Below are 17,533 nucleotides of genomic sequence, written 5' to 3' on the forward strand. Positions count from 1 at the left end.
TGCCTTCCGGGTATCAAATGATGCAGATATGGGCTTAGACAGGCATCATAACCGCTCCCTACACTCGACAAAGCGAACGGGGTGACCCGATTCACAGATTGTTCCGGGCCCCACCCGGAGACTTAATGAGGAGTTCCAATGAAGCACTTCCCCACCCGCCGCGCGATCCTCGGCACTGCGTCGGCTGTCACGCTGTTGGCCTTGACGGCCTGCGGCGGCAACGTTGGCGGCGGCGCCGCGGCCGGCAATTCGTCCAAGTTCCCCAGCGGTCCGGTCACGCTCACCGTAGGCCAGGCGGCCGGCGGCAGCACCGACCTCATCGCCCGTGCCCTGGCCGAAGGGGCTACCAAGACCCTCGGTTCCCCCATGCCCGTGGTCAATAAGCCCGGCGCCAACGGAGCCCTCGCCACCAAGGAAGTGGCAGGCAAGACCGCAGACGGCCAGGAGCTGGTACTGCTCACCGCATCGCTGATCACCATCACCCCGCTGGCCGTCAGCGCCGACGAAGCCGTGAACATCGATGACCTGGACATCATCGCCGGGTTGTCGCAGGACGACTACGTCCTCGTGGCCAGCCAGCAGTCAGGCTTCAAGAGCTTCAAGGATGTCACCAACGCCGGCCGCAACGTCACGTTCGGCACCACGGGCGTGGGCACCGGCAGCCAGCTGGCCCAGACCGTCCTGTTCAAGCAGGCCAACGTGAAGGGCACCGACGTTCCCTTCGACAGCGGCAAGCCCGCCCTGACGGCCGTCCTGGGCAACCAGGTTGAACTGGCCACCATCCAGCTCGGCGAGGCCATGGCGCAGATCGAAGCCGGCAAGGTTTCCCCGCTGCTCGTCTTCTCCGAAGAGCGCAACAGCTTCCTGCCTAATGTGCCGTCAGCCAAGGAAGCCGGCTACGACGTCCCGGTGGCCCAGTACCGTGCGGTGGCAGCGCCCAAGGGCACCCCGCAGGAGGTCAAGGACAAGCTCCTGGCATCCTTCCAGGACACCTTCAAGACCGACGCCTACAAGGAGTTCAACAAGAAGAACCTGTTGACGCCCAAAGAGCTCAGCGGCGAGGAAGTTGTCACTGAGTGGAAGGGCTACGCCGAGAAGTACAAGGAGCTGGTGGAGAAGTACGACATCAGCCTCGGCGGGAACAAGTAAGAACCATGGAGACAACTCCAGCAGTATCCGCCGGGCGTGACGGCAGCACCGCCGTCGCGCCCGGCGCGGACGCCCCCAACGAACTGCCCGAAGCCCTGACCCCGGAGCAGCTCGCCGCGCAATGGGAAGAGGAAAAGCCTCCCGCTGCCGGGCCGCTGGCCAACGCCGCGTCCTCCCTGGTGGTGCTCGGCGTCGGCATCGGCGCCCTGGTCCTCTCGGTGGCCATGGGCCTGGGCACCTTGTCCGCCCCGCAACCCGGGCTGTGGCCCTTCATGGCCAGCTGCGTGATGGTGGCCCTCGGGCTCTTCCAGCTGATCCTGGGCCGGCACAACCGGGATGCCGAGAAATTCACCCGGATGTCGTTCGCCCCGCTGATTGGCCTGGCCACCCTCGCCACGATGGTTGCGCTGATGCCGGTGATCGGCTTCGAAATCCCCGCCCTGGTCCTGTGCGTCATCTGGATGAAATTCCTCGGCGGCGAAACCTGGCGCTCAACCCTCCTGATCAGTGTCCTGGTGGTGGTTGCGTTCTACGCGATCTTCATCCTGGCGCTGGGCACCTCCATTCCCCACCTCTTCTAGGAGACCACCGTGGATTTTCTTAATCCCGTGATTAACGGTTTCTCGGTCGTCCTGGAACCGATGAACCTCCTGTACTGCCTGATCGGCGTTGTCATCGGCATGCTGATCGGCGTGCTCCCAGGCCTGGGACCGGCCGCCACCATCGCCATCCTGCTGCCCCTGACCTACGGCGTTGAGCCGGTGACGGCCATCATCATGCTCGCGGGCATCTTCTACGGGGCCCAGTACGGCGGCACCATCACGTCGGTGCTGCTGCGGCTCCCCGGTGAAGCATCCTCCGTGGTCACCGTTTTTGACGGGTATCAGATGGCCCGGCAGGGCAAGGCAGGAACCGCTTTAGGCCTGGCCGCGATCGGTTCGTTCATCGGCGGCACGGCAGCCATCATCGGCCTGACCTTCCTGGCGCCCCTGGTGGCAGGCTTCGCCCTGGACTTCGGGCCGCCCGAGTATTCCGCGCTGGCCATGCTGGGCATCCTGCTGGTGGCAACCATCAGCGGCGGATCCAAAGCCAAAGCGCTGATCGCCGCATCGGTGGGCCTCCTGCTGGCCACCGTGGGCCGGGACATCTTCACCGGTGAGAGCCGCTTCACCTTCGGCAGCATCCAGCTGGCCGACGGCATCGACTTCGTGCCGATCGCCATGGGCATCTTCGGCCTCGGCGAGATCCTCTACAACCTGGAGGAGCGGCACCGCGCTGCCAAAGCGCCGTCGAAGGTGTCCAACGTCTGGCCCTCGAAAGCAGAACTGAAGCATGCCTCCGGTGCCATCGGCCGCGGCTCCGTGCTCGGGTTCTTCCTTGGCATCCTTCCCGGCGGTGGCGCCACCATCGCCTCCATGGCCTCGTACGCCATGGAAAAGAAGCGCGCCAAGCAGCCCGAACGCTTCGGCAAGGGTGCGCCCGAGGGCGTGGCCGGCCCCGAAACGGCGAACAACGCGGCAGCAACGTCGTCGTTCATTCCGCTGCTGACCCTTGGCATCCCAGCCAACGCCACCATGGCACTGATGTTCGGCGCGCTGCTGATCCAGGGCGTCACCCCGGGCCCGCAGCTCGTGGAGCAGGAGCCGGAGCTGTTCTGGGGCGTGGTGAACTCGATGTACATCGGCAACATCCTGCTCCTGATCATGAGCCTCCCCCTGGTGGGAATCTTCGTGCGGATCCTGCGTGTCCGCGCCGCCATCCTTGCCCCGATCACCGCCCTGATCACGCTGCTGGGTGCCTACACCATCAACAACAGCATGTTCGATGTGACGCTCGTTGTGGTCTTCGGCGTGGTGGGTTACCTGATGAAGAAGTTCGGCTTCGAACCCGGCCCGCTGGTCCTGGCATTCGTCCTGGGCGAGCTGCTGGAAAGCTCACTTCGCCGCTCGCTCCTGGTGTTCGACGGCGACCCCACCGGGTTCTTCACCCGGCCCATCTCGGCCACCCTGCTGGCGGTCTTCGTCCTGGTAGCACTGATGCCGGGCATCCGCAGCGCAATCGCCAAGCGCAAGGGCACGACGGCGGCATCCGCCCCGGCCGGTGACGGCACCAACAACGACGGCGCCAACAACATCAAGGAGAAGGTATGAGCATCATCGTCGGGTTCGTCCCCACACCTGCCGGGGAGGCTGCCCTCACCGCAGGCATCGCGGAGGCGCAACTGAGGAACCAGGAACTGTTCATCGTCAACTCAGCCCGCCAGGGTGCGCTGGTGGACAAGTCCGTCGCCCCCGAGGACGTGCTGGCGGAGGCCGCTGCCCGGGCTACGGCCGCGGGCATCAAGGCAACAGTCATCCAGCCGCCGTACCAGCACGACCTCGCTGACGAGTTCCTGGACGTTGCCCGGGAGGTGGATGCCTCGCTCATCGTCATAGGACTGCGGCACCGCACCCAGGTGGGCAAGTTCATCCTTGGCAGCCACGCGCAGCAGATCCTGATGCAGGCCGACCGTCCAGTGCTGGCCGTCAAGGCCGACGGCGGAAACTTCTAGCAGGAACGGGAACCGGAATGTATCAGCGCAGCCCCCTTCGCAGGATCGCCGCCAGGCGCGGGCCGGTCCGCGTTGCCGCCCCGGTCCAGGTGCCGGTCCCCGACTGGTCCAGGCTGGGCCGGGGCGACGACGTCGAGGTGCTGGCGGCCCGGGGAGCGGCCGTGTCTGGGACGATCGACATGATCGCAGCGGACCGCAGTGTGTTCTGGATGATCCGGCGCGACGGCGGCGGACGGACCATGGTCTGCTCCGGTGACGACGTCAGCGTTGCGATGATCGCCCGGTCATAGGCCGCACCGCCGCAGGAACATTCTGCCGCCTGGGTTGGCGTTCAAAGCCGGTGGTCCTTCACGGACCACCGGCTTTGTGGCATCCTGCCGTCATTCGGCGGAGCCGAGCTCTTTCAGCAGCGCGTCCAGCACGGGAATCTGGCCTTTGACGAGTTTGTCCCGTGCGGCTGGCACCGGAAACCAGCGGGCGTCGTCGATCTCGGGGAAGTGCTGGATACGTCCGGACCCCTTGGGCCATTCGAGCGGAAACGTGTTGCTGACGATACTTTCGGGCTGAAAATCCTGTTCCGCTGTGAACACGGTAATGACCTTGCCGCTGGACTGCCGGAACTCACCCAGCAGCCTGTACTCGGCGGCGGGAGCGGCCACACCCATCTCCTCGGCAAATTCCCGCAGGGCCGCTTCGAGGGGGACCTCGCCGTCGCCGTACTCACCCTTGGGAATGGACCAGGCATGGGCGTCCTTCCGTGCCCAGAACGGTCCGCCCATGTGGGCGATCCACACGTGAACGTCCGGATGTGAGCCGGGACCGTCTGCGTCCCGCCGGTACAGCAGGAGTCCTGCGCTTCGAACCGGCATCTGCCCTCCAAGGTCGAATCAAAAGTGGAAAACTGCCGTCCGGTGTTAACCCGCAGTTCACGGCACTGCTTTAGGTTATTCCTTCAGGCACTTTGCTCGAAGGGACCATCATGGCCAACATCGCTGAGGTTATGGGACGGCTCACGCCGGAAGAACTTGATGAGCTTCACCGCCTGGGGCCGCAGGGGCATCTGCCCCGCCACCTCCAGGATGCCCTGGACCGTGCGGCAGGCGGGCCTGGTTCCGGCAGGGGCTACTACGTGCCCACGGGAAACGTCAGCTCCACGGGCGGACCCCTGCTGGTGCTGCGCAGTGATGTCTCCAGTTGGCTGTTCAGCGCCCACCGGGACGATCCGGACCAGCTTCCGCAGCACCCCTGACCCCTTCCCGGAAAAAGCCCGGCGGGCAATCAGCCGATCAGCAGGCTCAGCGCCTCGGTCAGGTGTTCCACCTCGCGAACCGAGAAACCGGCAGGAACCGGCCCGGGCCCCGTGTGGCTGGCAGGGACCACAGCATGGGTGAATCCCAGCCGGTGGGCCTCCTGGATCCGCTGGTTGATGCCGGGCACAGGACGCACCTCACCGGCCAGGCCCACCTCGCCGAAGGCGATGAGCCGGACCGGCAGCGGCTTGCGGGCTTTTGCTGAGGCCACGGCCAGGGCGACGGCCAGGTCCGTGGCGGGCTCGCTGAGCTTCACACCACCCACTGTTGCCACGTAGGAATCATCCTTGTGCAGCTGCGTTCCGGCGCGCTGCTGCAGCACGGCCAGGAGCATGGACACCCGGGAGCTGTCCAGGCCGCTGGTGGCCCGGCGCGGCTGGGAGTTGGGGCTTTCGGCCAGCAGCGACTGAACTTCGGCCAGCAGCGGACGGCGTCCCTCCATGGTCACGGTGATGCAGGTGCCGGAGACCGGATCCTTGGTGCGGCTGACGAACAGGCCGCTGGGATCGGTGAGCCCTTCAATGCCGTTCTCGTTCAGGTCGAAACAGCCCACATCGTCCGTGGGCCCGTAACGGTTCTTGACAGCCCGGAGCAGCCGCAGCCGGGAGTGCCGCTCGCCCTCGAACTGGCAGACGACATCCACCAGGTGCTCCAGCAGGCGGGGCCCGGCGATGGACCCGTCCTTGGTCACGTGGCCCACCAGGAGGGTGGTCATGTTCCGCCGCTTGGCCGCGGCGATGATGGAGGCCGCCACCTCCCGGACCTGGGACACGCCGCCGGCGCTCCCCTCCACATCGGCGCTGCTGAGCGTCTGCACGGAGTCCACGATCAGGAGCCGCGGTTCAATCTTTTCCACCTGGCCCAGCGCCTGGCCCAGGTCCGTTTCCGCGGACAGGTAGAGGGATTCGGCGACGGCGTCGATCCGCTCGGCGCGCAGCTTCACCTGTGCGGCGGATTCCTCGCCGGTCACGTACAGGACATCCTGTGCCGTCCGGGCGAACTTGGCGGCCACGTCCAGCAGGAGGGTGGATTTCCCGACGCCGGGTTCGCCGGCCAGCAGGATGACGGCACCCGGGACCAGGCCGCCGCCCAGCACCCGGTCCAGCTCGGCCACACCCGTGGGAAGGAAAGCCGCCGTGGTGGCGTCCACCTCGGCAATCCGCCGGGCCGGCTCCACAACGGTGGTGGCCGCCGTGGTACGTGCAACAGCGGTGCCCGTTTCCTCAACGGTGCCCCACGCCTGGCACTCGCCGCAGCGCCCCACCCACTTGACGGTGGTCCAGCCGCACTCGGCGCATTTGTACGCGGGCGCCTTGGAAGCCCGGGAAGTCTTTGTTGCCATGCCCCCAACCCTACTGGCGGGCACCGACATCGGGCTTCCGGCCCCGCCGGCCCGCGGCCTGGCGGCTACAGCGTTGGCAGTACGTCCCGGGCCTCCTGGGCATCCATGCCCGTGGCTTCCAGCAGGTCCACCATCAGTGGCCGGAACAGCATGACCACTGTTTCGCCCTCCAACCGCTGCACCTCGAGCAGCTTCGGGTGCAGCCGCAGGGCGATCTCGCTGAGGTCGTTCCGTGCCGTGCGCAGGTGGGCGCGCCGGACGCCGTCGTGCGTTTCCGCGAGGCCCAGCGACAATTCCTCAATCGCGGCAGCGGTCTCCTGCAGCACTTCGGCGATGTTCTCGGTGGCTTCGTCGGAGAGCGCCGCATGGTTGATGGCGCTGGTGAGCCGCCGGGCGAATACCCGGCTGTTGCGCAAAGCCAGGTCGATGAAGTCCAAGGATTCCTTGAGCCGGTCCAGCTCGTCCCGGTGGCGGCGGTAGGCGGGCGCCAGGCGGGCAACCTCATTGGAGGCCCGCAGGGAGTGCCGCATCCCGTCCACCAGCGGCTGGCAGTTCCGGCCGCGGACCAGGGCGTGCCATGCCTTGGTGGAGTCGCTGTGCGCCAATGCCTCCGCGCACTCGCGCAGCACTTCCGCCAGTTCATGGAGCAGGTTCTGGACGTCCTTGCGGGGCTCCCGTCGGGGATCCTTGGGCATCAGGATAGTCACCAGCAGGGCGCACAATCCGCCCACTACGGCGTCAATACTGCGGGTGAACGGCCCGCCGGACGGCGCCGGCAGCAGCACCACCAGCAGCGACTGCAGGGCCAGCTGTGTGGTGAAGATATTGCCGCTGTCCAGGAAGCGGGCCAGCAGGATGGAGAAAAGGAGCACGACGGCGGCCTGCCAGATTCCGCTGCCCAGCCAGTGCAGGAGGAGATCGCCCACCGCGATGCCGATGGTGCAGCCCAGGCCCACCTCCAGCACCCGCCGCAGCCGCGGCTCCCGCGAGAACCCCAGGGCAATCAGCGACGATGTGGCGGCGAACAGCGGCCCGGAGTGGCCCAGCACGTATTCGGCGAACGCGTAGGCGCCCACGGCGCAGACGGTCATCTGGATGGCCGGAACCAGGGAATTCCGGCTCCGGATCAGCCCGGTGCGGAAGCGGCCGTGCAGGAAGCGCCTGCTTGCTGTAAGTCCTGCTGCGGGGGCCATGGCGTCAAGTCTATTGCTGCGCGGACCGGACCCGGCGCGCGCACCTGCACTACGGCGGTGAATGTGATCTGCGCAATGGTGACCCGGCAAGTGTTAACCAAAGTCCCGCCGTCGTTAAGGTTCCGTTCACTTTGGGCAGCCCATCCCGTTACCTGCGGCCCATAACTTCGTTGAAGGTACAGAACGTACGCATCGCGCAGCAGGGTTCTCCGTCCCTGCCCGCACTGAATATCCCTGGAAGGGGTACACCTAGTGAAGGCACTCCGCTTCGGCCGCCACGCGGCTATCGCTGTTATCGCAGCCGGCGCACTCGCGCTTACCGCCTGCGGTTCAGACAACGCCACGGGCACCACGCCTGCCGGCAACCAGACTTCCTCCGGCCCCAAGGTCACGGGCACCCTCACCGGCATCGGCGCTTCCTCCACCGGCGCAGCCATGGACGCGTGGAAGGCAGGCTTCGCCTCCGCCAACCAGGGCGCCACCGTGCAGTACTCCCCGGACGGCTCCGGCGCGGGACGCAAGGCCATCATCGACGGCTCGGCACAGTTCGCCGGCTCCGACGCGTACCTCAAGGATGAGGAGCTCGAAAGCTCCAAGACCGTCTGCGGCCCCGACGGCGCCATCAACATTCCGGTCTACATCTCGCCCATCGCCGTGGCGTTCAACATCCCCAACGTCACCGAGCTGAAGCTGGACGCCACCACGGTTGCCAAGATCTTCCGCGGCCAGATCACCAACTGGAACGATCCCGCCATCGCAGCCCTGAACGAGGGCGTCAGCCTGCCGGACCTGAAGGTCACCCCGGTGAACCGCTCTGACGACTCCGGCACCACCACCAACTTCACCGACTACCTGGCCTCCGCTGCCCCCGAGGTCTGGACGGACAAGTCCTCCGGCGTCTGGCCCGCCAGCCTCCAGGGCGAGAACGCCAAGGGCACCTCCGGTGTGGTCAAGACCGTCACCGACACCCCCGGCGCCGTGACCTACGCTGACGATTCCGCCGTGGGCGGAAAGCTCGGCACCGCCTCCATCAAGGTGGGCGAGGAATTCGTCAAGATCTCCGCCGACGCCGCCGCCAAGGCTGTTGAAGCCGGCAAGCCCGTTGACGGCCGCTCCGCCAACGACGTTTCCATCAAGCTGGACCGCAAGACCACCGCCGCCGGCGCCTACCCGGTGGTGCTGGTTTCCTACCACGTGGTCTGCAGCGCCTACGACAAGCAGGAGACCGTTGACCTGGTCAAGGCCTTCGAGAACTACGTAGTCTCCGATGCAGGCCAGCAGGCCGCCGCCGACTCCGCGAAGTCCGCCCCGCTGTCCTCCTCCCTCGCGGAGAAGGCCCAGAAGGCCATTGACTCCATCAAGGTCAAGTCCTAGCAGCCGCACCAAAACCGGGTTCCCCGCCTGCCGAGAGGCAGGCGGGGAACTTCGGCTTGGACGCAGCAATCTTTTTCGTGCCAGTTAACGATCGAAGGGCCGTCGAATGACCGCCACCTCCCTGACCAGCACCCAGGGCGCCGGCCGCACCGGGGACAAAATCTTCTCGGGCGCCGCGCTCGCCGCCGGCTGCCTCATCCTTGCCGTCCTGTTCGGCGTAGCACTCTTCCTGGTGGTCCAGGCCATCCCGGCGCTCACCGCCCCCGCCGCCGAAATCCAGGGCGGGGCGGGCTTCTTCGCCTACATCTGGCCCATCGTGATCGGCACGCTGATCGCCGCCGTCATCGCCCTGGTGATCGCCACGCCCATCGCCATCGGCGTTGCACTGTTCATCTCGCACTTCGCCCCGCGCGGCCTGGCCGCCGGCCTGGGCTATGTGGTTGACCTGCTGGCCGCCATCCCGTCAGTGGTCTACGGTGCCTGGGGCGCAACATTCCTGGCCCGGGAGATCTCCCCGGCCTACAACTGGCTGGCGGACAACATGGGCTGGCTGCCCATTTTCCAGGGACCCGCTTCGGCCACCGGCAAGACCATCCTGACGGCGGGCATCGTCCTGTCCGTGATGGTGCTGCCCATCATCACCTCGCTGTCCCGCGAAATCTTCCTGCAGACCCCCAAACTGCATGAGGAAGCTGCCCTTGCCCTCGGGGCCACCCGCTGGGAAATGATCAAGATGTCCGTCCTGCCCTTTGCCCGGCCCGGCATCATCAGCGCCGTCATGCTCGGCCTTGGACGTGCGCTCGGCGAAACCATGGCCGTGGCCCTGGTGCTGTCCTCCGGCGCGTTGACCGCCAGCCTGATCCAGTCCGGCAACCAGACGATTGCCGCTGAGATCGCCCTGAACTTCCCGGAGGCCAGCGGCCTGAAGGTGAGCACGCTGATTGCCGCAGGCCTGGTCCTGTTCGTCATCACCCTGGCCGTCAACATGATTGCGCGCTGGATCATCACCCGGCACAAAGAATTCTCGGGAGCCAACTAAATGACCTCCACGCTTACCCCGGTGCGCAGCAAGCGCTCGGCACTGACCAAGGGCCAGCTGCCCAAGTACGCCCCGTACATTGTCCTGGCCGCCGCCCTGATCGTGGGCGCCGCCATCCTGGCGCTCATCGGCTTCAACGCCTTCGGGTGGGGCCTTGTCTCGGCGCTGCTGTTTGCCGTCGGGCTCGTGTCCTGGAGCGCCGCCGTGGAAGGGGCCCGCAAGGCCAAGGACCGGCTGGCCACCTGCCTGGTGGTGGGTTCCTTCCTCGTGGCGCTGCTTCCGCTCGTCTCCGTGATCTGGACGGTGTTGGTCAACGGCGTGCCCGGGCTCCTGAACCCCGGCTTCCTGAGCAGTTCCATGAACGGCGTCACCGGCGTCTATGACAACCGGGCCGTTGAAGAGGGCGCCCCCGTCCTGGGCGGTATCTACCATGCGCTTCTGGGCACCGTGCAGATCACCCTCCTGGCCACCGTCATTTCCGTGCCGGTGGGCCTGCTGACCGCCATCTACCTGGTGGAGTACGGCAACGACGGCCGCCTGGCCCGGGCCATCACCTTCTTCGTGGACGTCATGACCGGCATCCCCTCCATCGTGGCCGGCCTCTTCGCAGCGGCCTTCTTCTTCGCCGTGATGGGCCCGGGAACCAAGACCGGTGCGGTGGCCGCCGTCGCGCTGTCAGTCCTCATGATTCCCGTGGTGGTCCGCTCCAGCGAGGAAATGCTGAAGATCGTCCCCAACGAACTCCGCGAGGCCGCCTACGCCCTGGGCGTGCGGAAGTGGCGGACCATCCTCAAGGTGGTCATCCCGACGGCGATCTCCGGCATCGCGTCCGGCGTCACCCTGGCCATCGCCCGGGTGATCGGCGAGACCGCACCGATTCTGGTCACCGCCGGCTTTGCCACCAGCATCAACAACAACGTGTTCGGCGGCTGGATGGCCTCGCTGCCCACGTTCATCTACACCCAGATCCTGAACCCCACCTCGCCCGCCAACCCGGACCCGTCGTCCGAGCGGGCCTGGGGTGCTGCGCTGGTGCTGATCATCCTGGTGATGATCCTCAACCTCGCCGCACGGCTGATCGCCAGGATCTTCGCCCCCAAAGCGGGCCGCTGAGCCTGCAGCCCCTTCCGGTCCCCCGGGCCGGATGCCAGACTTAATTCATCCCCAGTCAGTGAAGGAACACCATGTCTAAGCGCATCGACGTCAAAGACCTGAACGTTTACTACGGCGACTTCCTCGCCGTGGAAGACGTCAGCATCAACATCGAGGCCAAGTCAGTCACCGCGTTCATCGGCCCGTCCGGTTGCGGCAAGTCCACGTTCCTGCGGACCCTGAACCGCATGCACGAGGTCATCCCCGGCGCCCGTGTGGAGGGCGAAGTCCTCCTGGACGGAGACAACCTGTACGGCAACGGAGTGGACCCCGTGACGGTCCGCTCGCAGATCGGCATGGTGTTCCAGCGCCCCAACCCGTTCCCCACCATGTCCATCCGGGACAACGTGCTGGCCGGTGTGAAGCTGAACAACAAGAAGATTTCCAAGGGCGAAGCCGATGTCCTGGTGGAACGCTCGCTGAAGGGCGCCAACCTGTGGAACGAGGTCAAGGACCGGCTGGACAAGCCCGGCTCCGGCCTCTCCGGCGGCCAGCAGCAGCGCCTCTGCATTGCCCGTGCCATCGCCGTGGAGCCGCAGGTGATCCTCATGGACGAGCCCTGCTCCGCCCTGGACCCCATCTCCACACTGGCCATTGAGGACCTCATCAATGAGCTCAAGGACCAGTACACCGTGGTGATCGTGACCCACAATATGCAGCAGGCCGCGCGCGTCTCTGACAAGACCGCGTTCTTCAACATCGCCGGTACCGGCAAGCCCGGCAAGCTGATCGAGTTTGGCGACACCCACACCATCTTCAGCAACCCCGTGGAAAAGGCCACCGAGGATTACGTCTCCGGCCGCTTCGGGTAAATCCGGCAGCTTCGGATAAAGGGGAGCGCAGCCGCTGCGTCCCGGGGCCGGCCTACTCCGGGACTTCCAGCTGGAATCCGCACCGGCAGCGCAGGACCCTGGTGGGAAGGCAGACAGCATTGTGCCCGCCTCCCGCCCTGCGGGTCCGGTAGCCCAGCCGTTCGATCTCGAACCCGGATTCCTCCATGGGGTAGCCGCAGTGGACGTAGTCATCGCCGAACATGATTACCTGCGTCATGGAGCGGACCTCGTGGAGGGCGGCGGCCACGTCCGTGGCGTAGGCCAGATGCTCCTGGAACTGCCTGCAGTCATCGCAGGTATAGGACACCGTAACCAGGTCCCCGCCACCGGGATCCAGGGCCGTGATCGAGTGGATGGTCACGTGGTTTTCCGTGCCGCAGGTTGCGCAGCCGAGCTGCCGTGGCTGGGGCAGCGGGCGCCGGGGACTCGAAGTAGACATGATGCCTGCTCTTTTCCGCGATGTGCATTCATGCCGCCGGTTTGCAGCAGCGGCGCTGATCCGGCGGTTGCACGCGGCGCCGGACGCATCCCCGGTACCCAGCCCTGGGGGACATCTTTCGAATGTACGTCACCGGCGCGGTGACTGTACAGGAAATTCGGGCGCTCAGCCTGCCGCGGACAGGGCCAGCGCCAGCACGAAGGCGAGTGCCGCCGTCGCCACCGGGGTGAGGATCCAGAGCCCCACGATGCGGATGACCAGCTTGCGGTTGGTGACGGAGAAGTGCTGGTTCTCGCCGGCTCCCAGGACCGCCGCGGTGACGGTGTGGGTGGTGGACAGGGGCCAGTGCAGTGCCAGTGCCCCCACGAACAGCATGAGGGCGCTGTAGATCTGGGCCACCGAACCGCGCAGCGGATCCACCCGGGTGAGCTTGTAGCCGATGGTGTGGGATATCCGCCACCCGCCAAACAGGGTCCCCGCGGTGATCATCACCGCGGACAGGAGGACAACCCACACGGGGATGCTCCCGCCGTCGGAAAATCCTGCCGCGAGCAGCGCGAGCAGCAGCACGGCGCTGACCCGCTGGCCGTCCTGCAGGCCGTGGCCGAATGCCACCGCGCCGGCGGCGATGGCCTGGCTGCGGCGGAAACGCTGGTTCACCACGCTCGGCTGGGTATGGCGGGCGGCCCACGTGGCCGGATACACCAGCAGGAACGCGCCGCTGTACGCCACCAAGGGGGAGAGCAACAGTGGCAGCACCACCTGCAGGAGCAGCGACTGGTCCGCGCCGCCCACCCCGGTTCCACCGACCGCGAGGCTGGCCAGGCCGGCCCCCGCCAGGCCGCCCACCAGGGTGTGCGTGGAAGGGACGGGTATGCCCCGCCACCACATCAGCAGGCCCCAGGCGCAGGCGCTGAGGAGGCCGGAAACCAGGATGGCCAGGCCGTCGGTACCGGAAGGCAGGCTGATCCATGTCTGGCTGACGGCAACGGCCAGGGTGGCGCTCAGGAGCGCGCCCACGAAGTTGAAGAAGGCGGCCAGCAGGACCGCCACGGAGGGCGTGAGTGCCCGGTTGCGGACGGGCAGGGCCGTGGACAGGGAAACGTCCCGGAAGCCGTTGAGGAAGGCAAACGCGGCGGTGAGGAGCACCACCGCGCCGAAGAAGGCTGCCGTCACCTCACGATTCCTTGACGATGATGCTGCCCACCTGCGTGGCGATGCGCCGCATGTCCTTGGTGACCTCCACCAGCTGGTTGGCCACGTCCCGGTTGCGGGAGTACTGGGCCCACTTCATGTCCGAGATCATGTCCGCCACCCACACCCGGTGCGTGCGCTCGGCCCGTTTGGTGAGGCGGAGGATCTCGATCCAGTAGTCCTCGAGGTCGTCCAGGTTGTTCAGCCGGCGCATGGCGTCCACGGTCAGTTCAGCCTGCCTGCTGATGATCTCCAGCTGGTCCGCGGCGCGCTTGGGAAGCCGCTCCAGCTTGTACAGCGCAACCAGTTCGGCCGCGGCGTCCATCTTTTCCATGGCTTCGTTGAGGTAGCGGGACAGGGTGTACATGTCCTCGCGGGGGAGCGGGTTCACGAAGCTGGTCCGCATGTGGGTCAGGAGTGCATAGTGCAGCTCGGAGGATTTGGCATCGTGGTTGTGCATGTCCTCCACGAGCTTGGCGTGGTCCGCTGCCGAGACTCCCAGGATTTCCGCCAGGGTGCCGCTGGCCAGGACAATTTGCTGCGCCATCTGGGAGAGGAGTTTCAGCCCGGCGGGCTCCTGGGGAAATAGACGCAACTGCTTCACGTGGCTTACCGGTTTCCGGGAAAAGTTGAAGGCGGGGGATTGCCGCCGTGTGACTTGACCCGGGCGCGCAACTGACGCTAACTCTACCGGCCCGTCACTGCGGGCCTGAAATGGGCGGACGGTCAAAAGGGCAGAAAAATGGTGCCGAACCGGATACGCCTCTCGGCGGTAGGCCGCTCTAGGCGGCTGAGTGTTGAAGCCCGGGGGTTTCGCGGTTCGGCACCGATTTCAGTCTTCTACGATGCTTCGCCCAAGTCAATCTTGACAGTTGGCAGTGCTTGGGCAGGGGGATCAGTCGAGTTCACCCAGGCGCCACGCGTTGGCGGCGTGCTCCAGGTCCTCGGCGGTCTTCACCAGCTGGTGCGAGTTGCGGGTCAGCCGGCTGGCGTGGGCCTCGTTGGCGTGCTCGGCGCCGTCGGCGAGCGTCACCTGGCCGAGCGCCACCACGCGGCAGAAAGCAGCGGAACGTTCCAGCGCGACGTCGAACTCGCCGTCGAACGCGCCGGAAAGGACGGCGTCCGCCATGGTCCGCATCTCATCCGCCCCCGGCGGCTCTGCCACGCCGGCCACCACGTTGGATACCTGCGCGGTGTCCTTGCCCGCCCGGAAGTAGACGGAGATGCGTTCAGGGTCCTGGACGGTGGCGGCCCGCAGGGCGTAGAGCCGCCACAGGGCGCCGGGCAGTGAGCGGGCCGGGCTCTCAGCCCACATCTCCGCAATGGCTTCCAGGCCCTGTTCGTCCGCGAGCCGCACCAGGCGCTCGGTGATGACGGGGTCGTCGCTGTCGCGGCCGTGGCGGACCAGCGCCTGCGCAGCGAGGTGCGCGGCCTCGGACACCCGGGCGGGGTCGGCGCCGCCGGCGAAGGGCTCGAAGTCGATGGGGGCGAACGGCTTGGGCTTGTGGTGCCGGTTCGCGCCGCCGTATGGCTTGGATCCTGCTTGCTCGCTCATGCCCCCACGCTACTCCTGTGCCGTGCGTGAATCGAGCGTGCGAAGCGGTCGCGGGGCCGGGCAGGAAAGCGGGTGCCGGATCCGCTGTGGAACGCCCGACGGCGGCGTCCGGACTGCGTGCGGAGGCGCCGGAACCATGGGTTAGAGTATTAACGTCCAGAAATGGATGGGCCGGAATGGCGAACGTAGCGTACTGCAGCGTTGACCAGCCGGCTGGGGCCTTTAGCTCAGTTGGTAGAGCATCGGACTTTTAATCCGTGGGTCGTGGGTTCGAGCCCCACAGGGCCCACCCATTCAGCGGGCCGGAAGCGTGGAGCTTCCGGCCCGTTTTTGTTTGCCCGTTGCGGCGCCGGTCCTGGGCTTGTTCGCGGGTCAGAACCTTGTAGGCACGGTTCCGCAAACTAGCTTCTGACGTGAGCCTGCGCTGCTGGGGCAAGCCACGGGCTGCCTGCCGCAATGTCCGTGAACCGTTCGCCGATCAGCCGGTAACCCTCATCATTCGGGTGCAGGAGATCCGGGAGGAGATGTGCGTCGGCGGACCCGAAAAGCCGCAGCCCGTCCAGGTAATGCAGGTTCGGATCGGACGTGCTGCGCTCGCCGACGGCCTCCGCGAGGATGCTCCTGGCGTCGCGGAGGGTCAGCAGCCCGTCGCCGGGCTTGCGGGGAAGGTCGGTGGCCAGGAACTTCCCGTCCACCAGCCGCGAGGGGCCGGGGGCATCCTCATGTTCTGGGCAGAAGATGGGCGATATCAGCACCAGCGGGGTCTCAGGGTGGCCGTCCCGCACGGTGTCCAGGAATCCGTGAAGGGCCGGCGCGAAAGTACGCCGGCGGAGGCTGGCGCTGTTGATGATGTTGATGCCCACCTTCAGCGTGATGAGATCAGCGGGCTGGTCACGGATGGTCCGCGCAACGAACTGGTCGAGATGGGCGGAGCCTGCAAGCCCCAGGTTGTAAAGGTCCAGGCCAAGGGTGCGGGCGGCAACGACGGGCCAGACCCCGAGGGGTGCCTCGGCGTGCGAGGACTGGCTGATGGAGCTTCCGTAGTGGACCCAGCGGGGACCAGTGCGGGGCGCCGGCTGCAGTGGCCTTTCGGAACGGAGGCCGTGGAGCCGGGCGCTTCCCCGGTGCGGCAGCCACAGGGTGACGGTGCGCTCCTGCCGCGGCCCCGGAATCTCGAAACGTGCCGTGGACGGAGCTCCCGGAGTGAGGGTGCTGGAGCCGTCCGGAAAGGTTTCCAGGACGTCCCCCTCGTGGAAGTCCCGGCTTTCCGCATGGCCATCCGACGTGGTCAGGCTGATCACGGCTGCCTGGAGCGGACGCCAGCGCCAGGCAGCTGATTCCCGGGTGAACGTCAGGTCCAGCTCCAGCCAGGCCGCGTCCGTCAGGAATTCCAGCCGAACCCCGGAAGTGGTGGAGTTGGCCTTGGTCAGCGGCACGTCGCCGCCGAACTGGGCCTGCGTCCAGGCCGGGAGGCGCCTGACCCGAATGTCCCCGTCCTCGAGGGGAACGTCCAGGGCGCCGTTGATCGCTGCCAGCAACGTTCCAGGCGCTGCGCCTGTGGTGTCCAGGGTCATATTGCCATTCCATCACGCGGCCCCGCTGATCTGCCCGCGCCGCCCGACGGATGACGCCCCTTGAAGTAACCGGCAATGTAAAGCACACTAGACATGTAAAGTTTGTTGTACATATCGAGGGGGACACCATGGCGAGGCAGCAGACACGCACCAGATGGGGGCAGGCAAAATTCGGGGGTGGCCGGATTCCTGCGGCGCTGATTGCCATTCCCGGCGGATTGCTCCTGGGTGCTGCCGGCGGTTGGCTGGCCGCGGGAACCGGCCTCGCCGGGTCAAACCCGCTCCTTGGCTTCGCGGTTTTCACTGCCTGCCTGGCAATGCCGGCGATGGCGCTGATGTACGTCCTGGTGGTCGAAAGAAGCACTGTCGAAGGTGCAGTTGACCGGCCCGAGGAGTCGGTAGAGGGCAAGTGGTATGACAAGGCTGCCTCAGGGTCGTTCACGGACCTCGTCCTGGTCCTGGGAGTCCTGGCCGCCGTGGCCGCGTTCGTTCCTGCCGATCTTGCGGCAGACCTGAAACTGGTCCTGCCGGCAATCCTGGCTGTCTGCTTCGCATCCTTCGGCATCCGCTACCTGCTGCTGCGCCTCCGGGGCTGAGATGGAAAACCGCGTCAACGAGTGCCGGACACGGCTCGGATGGTCACAACAACGGCTTGCGGACCAGCTGGGGGTCTCCCGCCAAACCATCATCTCCATTGAACGCGGACGGTTTGACCCCTCACTGCCGCTGGCGTTCCGGCTCGCTCAGATCTTCGAGACCACCCTTGAAGAACTGTTCATTCCGGACGGGAACCCCTAGCCGGGCCCCGTTCGCCGCGCCAGCCGGGCC

At 66.5% G+C, this 17,533-nt stretch carries 20 protein-coding genes and 1 tRNA gene; 13 read left to right on the top strand and 8 right to left on the bottom strand.

The window, feature by feature from the left end; all coding sequences use genetic code 11:
* Window positions 1-138 precede the first annotated feature (138 nt).
* Genes ACFV4R_RS04065 through ACFV4R_RS04085 form a run of 5 tightly spaced genes read left to right on the top strand, consistent with a single transcriptional unit; the run spans window position 139 to window position 3,990 of the window.
* Window positions 139-1,149, top strand: a complete 1,011-nt coding sequence (locus tag ACFV4R_RS04065) for a tripartite tricarboxylate transporter substrate binding protein (RefSeq protein WP_377201156.1) — start codon at window positions 139-141, stop codon at window positions 1,147-1,149.
* Window positions 1,150-1,154: 5 nt separating this feature from the next.
* Entirely contained in the window at window positions 1,155-1,730 is a 576-nt protein-coding gene (locus tag ACFV4R_RS04070) for a tripartite tricarboxylate transporter TctB family protein (protein ID WP_377201157.1), read from the top strand.
* Window positions 1,731-1,739: 9 nt separating this feature from the next.
* A complete protein-coding gene (locus ACFV4R_RS04075) occupies window positions 1,740-3,299 on the top strand; it encodes a tripartite tricarboxylate transporter permease (protein ID WP_377201158.1) in 1,560 nt (519 codons plus the stop codon).
* Entirely contained in the window at window positions 3,296-3,700 is a 405-nt protein-coding gene (locus ACFV4R_RS04080; RefSeq protein WP_015935582.1) for a universal stress protein, read from the top strand. Before ACFV4R_RS04075 ends, ACFV4R_RS04080 begins: the two co-directional genes overlap by 4 nt.
* Window positions 3,701-3,717: 17 nt before the next feature.
* Window positions 3,718-3,990 carry a hypothetical protein gene (locus ACFV4R_RS04085; RefSeq protein WP_377201159.1) on the top strand — a complete coding sequence of 91 codons (273 nt, stop codon included), beginning with the start codon at window positions 3,718-3,720 and terminating at the stop codon, window positions 3,988-3,990.
* A gap of 90 nt (window positions 3,991-4,080) precedes the next feature.
* Here the strand turns inward: ACFV4R_RS04085 and ACFV4R_RS04090 are convergent, their stop codons facing one another.
* On the bottom strand, window positions 4,081-4,569 hold the full coding sequence (locus ACFV4R_RS04090; RefSeq protein WP_377201160.1) for an NUDIX domain-containing protein: 489 nt from the start codon (window positions 4,567-4,569) through the stop codon (window positions 4,081-4,083).
* Between the two features lie 110 nt (window positions 4,570-4,679).
* Here ACFV4R_RS04090 and ACFV4R_RS04095 point away from each other — a divergent pair, with 110 nt between their 5' ends.
* A complete protein-coding gene (locus ACFV4R_RS04095) occupies window positions 4,680-4,949 on the top strand; it encodes a hypothetical protein (RefSeq protein WP_377201161.1) in 270 nt (89 codons plus the stop codon).
* 29 nt (window positions 4,950-4,978) lie between these two features.
* Here ACFV4R_RS04095 and radA read toward each other — a convergent pair whose 3' ends face one another.
* Both radA and ACFV4R_RS04105 read right to left on the bottom strand, forming a co-directional pair.
* Window positions 4,979-6,352 carry a DNA repair protein RadA gene (gene radA / locus ACFV4R_RS04100; RefSeq protein WP_377201162.1) on the bottom strand — a complete coding sequence of 458 codons (1,374 nt, stop codon included), beginning with the start codon at window positions 6,350-6,352 and terminating at the stop codon, window positions 4,979-4,981.
* A 65-nt stretch (window positions 6,353-6,417) separates the two neighbouring features.
* Window positions 6,418-7,545, bottom strand: a complete 1,128-nt coding sequence (locus ACFV4R_RS04105) for an aromatic acid exporter family protein (protein WP_377201163.1) — start codon at window positions 7,543-7,545, stop codon at window positions 6,418-6,420.
* A 252-nt stretch (window positions 7,546-7,797) separates the two neighbouring features.
* Between ACFV4R_RS04105 and pstS the strand changes: the two genes are divergently transcribed.
* The 4 genes from pstS to pstB all read left to right on the top strand — a co-directional run bounded on the left by pstS (window position 7,798) and on the right by pstB (window position 11,922).
* On the top strand, window positions 7,798-8,919 hold the full coding sequence (gene pstS, locus ACFV4R_RS04110; RefSeq protein WP_261618567.1) for a phosphate ABC transporter substrate-binding protein PstS: 1,122 nt from the start codon (window positions 7,798-7,800) through the stop codon (window positions 8,917-8,919).
* Window positions 8,920-9,025: 106 nt separating this feature from the next.
* Window positions 9,026-9,958: a phosphate ABC transporter permease subunit PstC gene (gene pstC / locus ACFV4R_RS04115; protein WP_056082832.1), complete on the top strand. Its 933-nt coding sequence runs from the start codon at window positions 9,026-9,028 to the stop codon at window positions 9,956-9,958.
* The gene (pstA, locus tag ACFV4R_RS04120; protein WP_377201164.1) at window positions 9,959-11,071 is read left to right on the top strand and encodes a phosphate ABC transporter permease PstA; all 1,113 of its coding nucleotides are present in this window, start codon (window positions 9,959-9,961) and stop codon (window positions 11,069-11,071) included.
* Window positions 11,072-11,142: 71 nt separating this feature from the next.
* Complete coding sequence (gene pstB, locus ACFV4R_RS04125) at window positions 11,143-11,922, top strand: phosphate ABC transporter ATP-binding protein PstB (protein ID WP_015935591.1); 780 nt, start codon at window positions 11,143-11,145, stop codon at window positions 11,920-11,922.
* 52 nt (window positions 11,923-11,974) lie between these two features.
* On the opposite strand, the gene ACFV4R_RS04130 is transcribed toward pstB, so the two are convergent.
* From ACFV4R_RS04130 to ACFV4R_RS04145, 4 genes are all read right to left on the bottom strand, one after another.
* Window positions 11,975-12,382 carry a hypothetical protein gene (locus tag ACFV4R_RS04130; RefSeq protein ID WP_377201165.1) on the bottom strand — a complete coding sequence of 136 codons (408 nt, stop codon included), beginning with the start codon at window positions 12,380-12,382 and terminating at the stop codon, window positions 11,975-11,977.
* A gap of 165 nt (window positions 12,383-12,547) precedes the next feature.
* Window positions 12,548-13,558 carry an anion permease gene (locus ACFV4R_RS04135; protein WP_377201166.1) on the bottom strand — a complete coding sequence of 337 codons (1,011 nt, stop codon included), beginning with the start codon at window positions 13,556-13,558 and terminating at the stop codon, window positions 12,548-12,550.
* A 1-nt stretch (window position 13,559) separates the two neighbouring features.
* Window positions 13,560-14,123: a DUF47 domain-containing protein gene (locus ACFV4R_RS04140; protein WP_045731943.1), complete on the bottom strand. Its 564-nt coding sequence runs from the start codon at window positions 14,121-14,123 to the stop codon at window positions 13,560-13,562.
* Between the two features lie 348 nt (window positions 14,124-14,471).
* The gene (locus ACFV4R_RS04145) at window positions 14,472-15,131 is read right to left on the bottom strand and encodes a hypothetical protein (RefSeq protein WP_056082820.1); all 660 of its coding nucleotides are present in this window, start codon (window positions 15,129-15,131) and stop codon (window positions 14,472-14,474) included.
* A 216-nt stretch (window positions 15,132-15,347) separates the two neighbouring features.
* Here ACFV4R_RS04145 and ACFV4R_RS04150 point away from each other — a divergent pair.
* Window positions 15,348-15,420: transfer RNA gene (locus ACFV4R_RS04150), tRNA-Lys, on the top strand.
* Window positions 15,421-15,532: 112 nt separating this feature from the next.
* On the opposite strand, the gene ACFV4R_RS04155 is transcribed toward ACFV4R_RS04150, so the two are convergent.
* A complete protein-coding gene (locus ACFV4R_RS04155) occupies window positions 15,533-16,705 on the bottom strand; it encodes a GDSL-type esterase/lipase family protein (protein WP_377201167.1) in 1,173 nt (390 codons plus the stop codon).
* A gap of 128 nt (window positions 16,706-16,833) precedes the next feature.
* Between ACFV4R_RS04155 and ACFV4R_RS04160 the strand changes: the two genes are divergently transcribed.
* Complete coding sequence (locus ACFV4R_RS04160) at window positions 16,834-17,301, top strand: hypothetical protein (protein ID WP_377201168.1); 468 nt, start codon at window positions 16,834-16,836, stop codon at window positions 17,299-17,301.
* A gap of 1 nt (window position 17,302) precedes the next feature.
* Window positions 17,303-17,503 carry a helix-turn-helix transcriptional regulator gene (locus tag ACFV4R_RS04165; protein ID WP_377201169.1) on the top strand — a complete coding sequence of 67 codons (201 nt, stop codon included), beginning with the start codon at window positions 17,303-17,305 and terminating at the stop codon, window positions 17,501-17,503.
* The last annotated feature ends 30 nt before the right edge of the window (window positions 17,504-17,533 follow it).

The sequence above is a fragment of the Pseudarthrobacter sp. NPDC059871 genome (genome assembly GCF_042731175.1).
Lineage (GTDB): Bacteria > Actinomycetota > Actinomycetes > Actinomycetales > Micrococcaceae > Arthrobacter.

Coding starts and splice junctions, on each gene's coding strand:
- ACFV4R_RS04065 (WP_377201156.1), top strand. CDS start 139: ATGAAGCACTTCCCCACCCGCCGCGCGATCCTCGGCACTGCGTCGGCT.
- ACFV4R_RS04070 (WP_377201157.1), top strand. CDS start 1,155: ATGGAGACAACTCCAGCAGTATCCGCCGGGCGTGACGGCAGCACCGCC.
- ACFV4R_RS04080 (WP_015935582.1), top strand. CDS start 3,296: ATGAGCATCATCGTCGGGTTCGTCCCCACACCTGCCGGGGAGGCTGCC.
- ACFV4R_RS04085 (WP_377201159.1), top strand. CDS start 3,718: ATGTATCAGCGCAGCCCCCTTCGCAGGATCGCCGCCAGGCGCGGGCCG.
- ACFV4R_RS04090 (WP_377201160.1), bottom strand. CDS start 4,569: ATGCCGGTTCGAAGCGCAGGACTCCTGCTGTACCGGCGGGACGCAGAC.
- ACFV4R_RS04095 (WP_377201161.1), top strand. CDS start 4,680: ATGGCCAACATCGCTGAGGTTATGGGACGGCTCACGCCGGAAGAACTT.
- radA (WP_377201162.1), bottom strand. CDS start 6,352: ATGGCAACAAAGACTTCCCGGGCTTCCAAGGCGCCCGCGTACAAATGC.
- ACFV4R_RS04105 (WP_377201163.1), bottom strand. CDS start 7,545: ATGGCCCCCGCAGCAGGACTTACAGCAAGCAGGCGCTTCCTGCACGGC.
- pstC (WP_056082832.1), top strand. CDS start 9,026: ATGACCGCCACCTCCCTGACCAGCACCCAGGGCGCCGGCCGCACCGGG.
- pstA (WP_377201164.1), top strand. CDS start 9,959: ATGACCTCCACGCTTACCCCGGTGCGCAGCAAGCGCTCGGCACTGACC.
- pstB (WP_015935591.1), top strand. CDS start 11,143: ATGTCTAAGCGCATCGACGTCAAAGACCTGAACGTTTACTACGGCGAC.
- ACFV4R_RS04130 (WP_377201165.1), bottom strand. CDS start 12,382: ATGTCTACTTCGAGTCCCCGGCGCCCGCTGCCCCAGCCACGGCAGCTC.
- ACFV4R_RS04140 (WP_045731943.1), bottom strand. CDS start 14,123: ATGGCGCAGCAAATTGTCCTGGCCAGCGGCACCCTGGCGGAAATCCTG.
- ACFV4R_RS04145 (WP_056082820.1), bottom strand. CDS start 15,131: ATGAGCGAGCAAGCAGGATCCAAGCCATACGGCGGCGCGAACCGGCAC.
- ACFV4R_RS04155 (WP_377201167.1), bottom strand. CDS start 16,705: ATGACCCTGGACACCACAGGCGCAGCGCCTGGAACGTTGCTGGCAGCG.
- ACFV4R_RS04160 (WP_377201168.1), top strand. CDS start 16,834: ATGGCGAGGCAGCAGACACGCACCAGATGGGGGCAGGCAAAATTCGGG.
- ACFV4R_RS04165 (WP_377201169.1), top strand. CDS start 17,303: ATGGAAAACCGCGTCAACGAGTGCCGGACACGGCTCGGATGGTCACAA.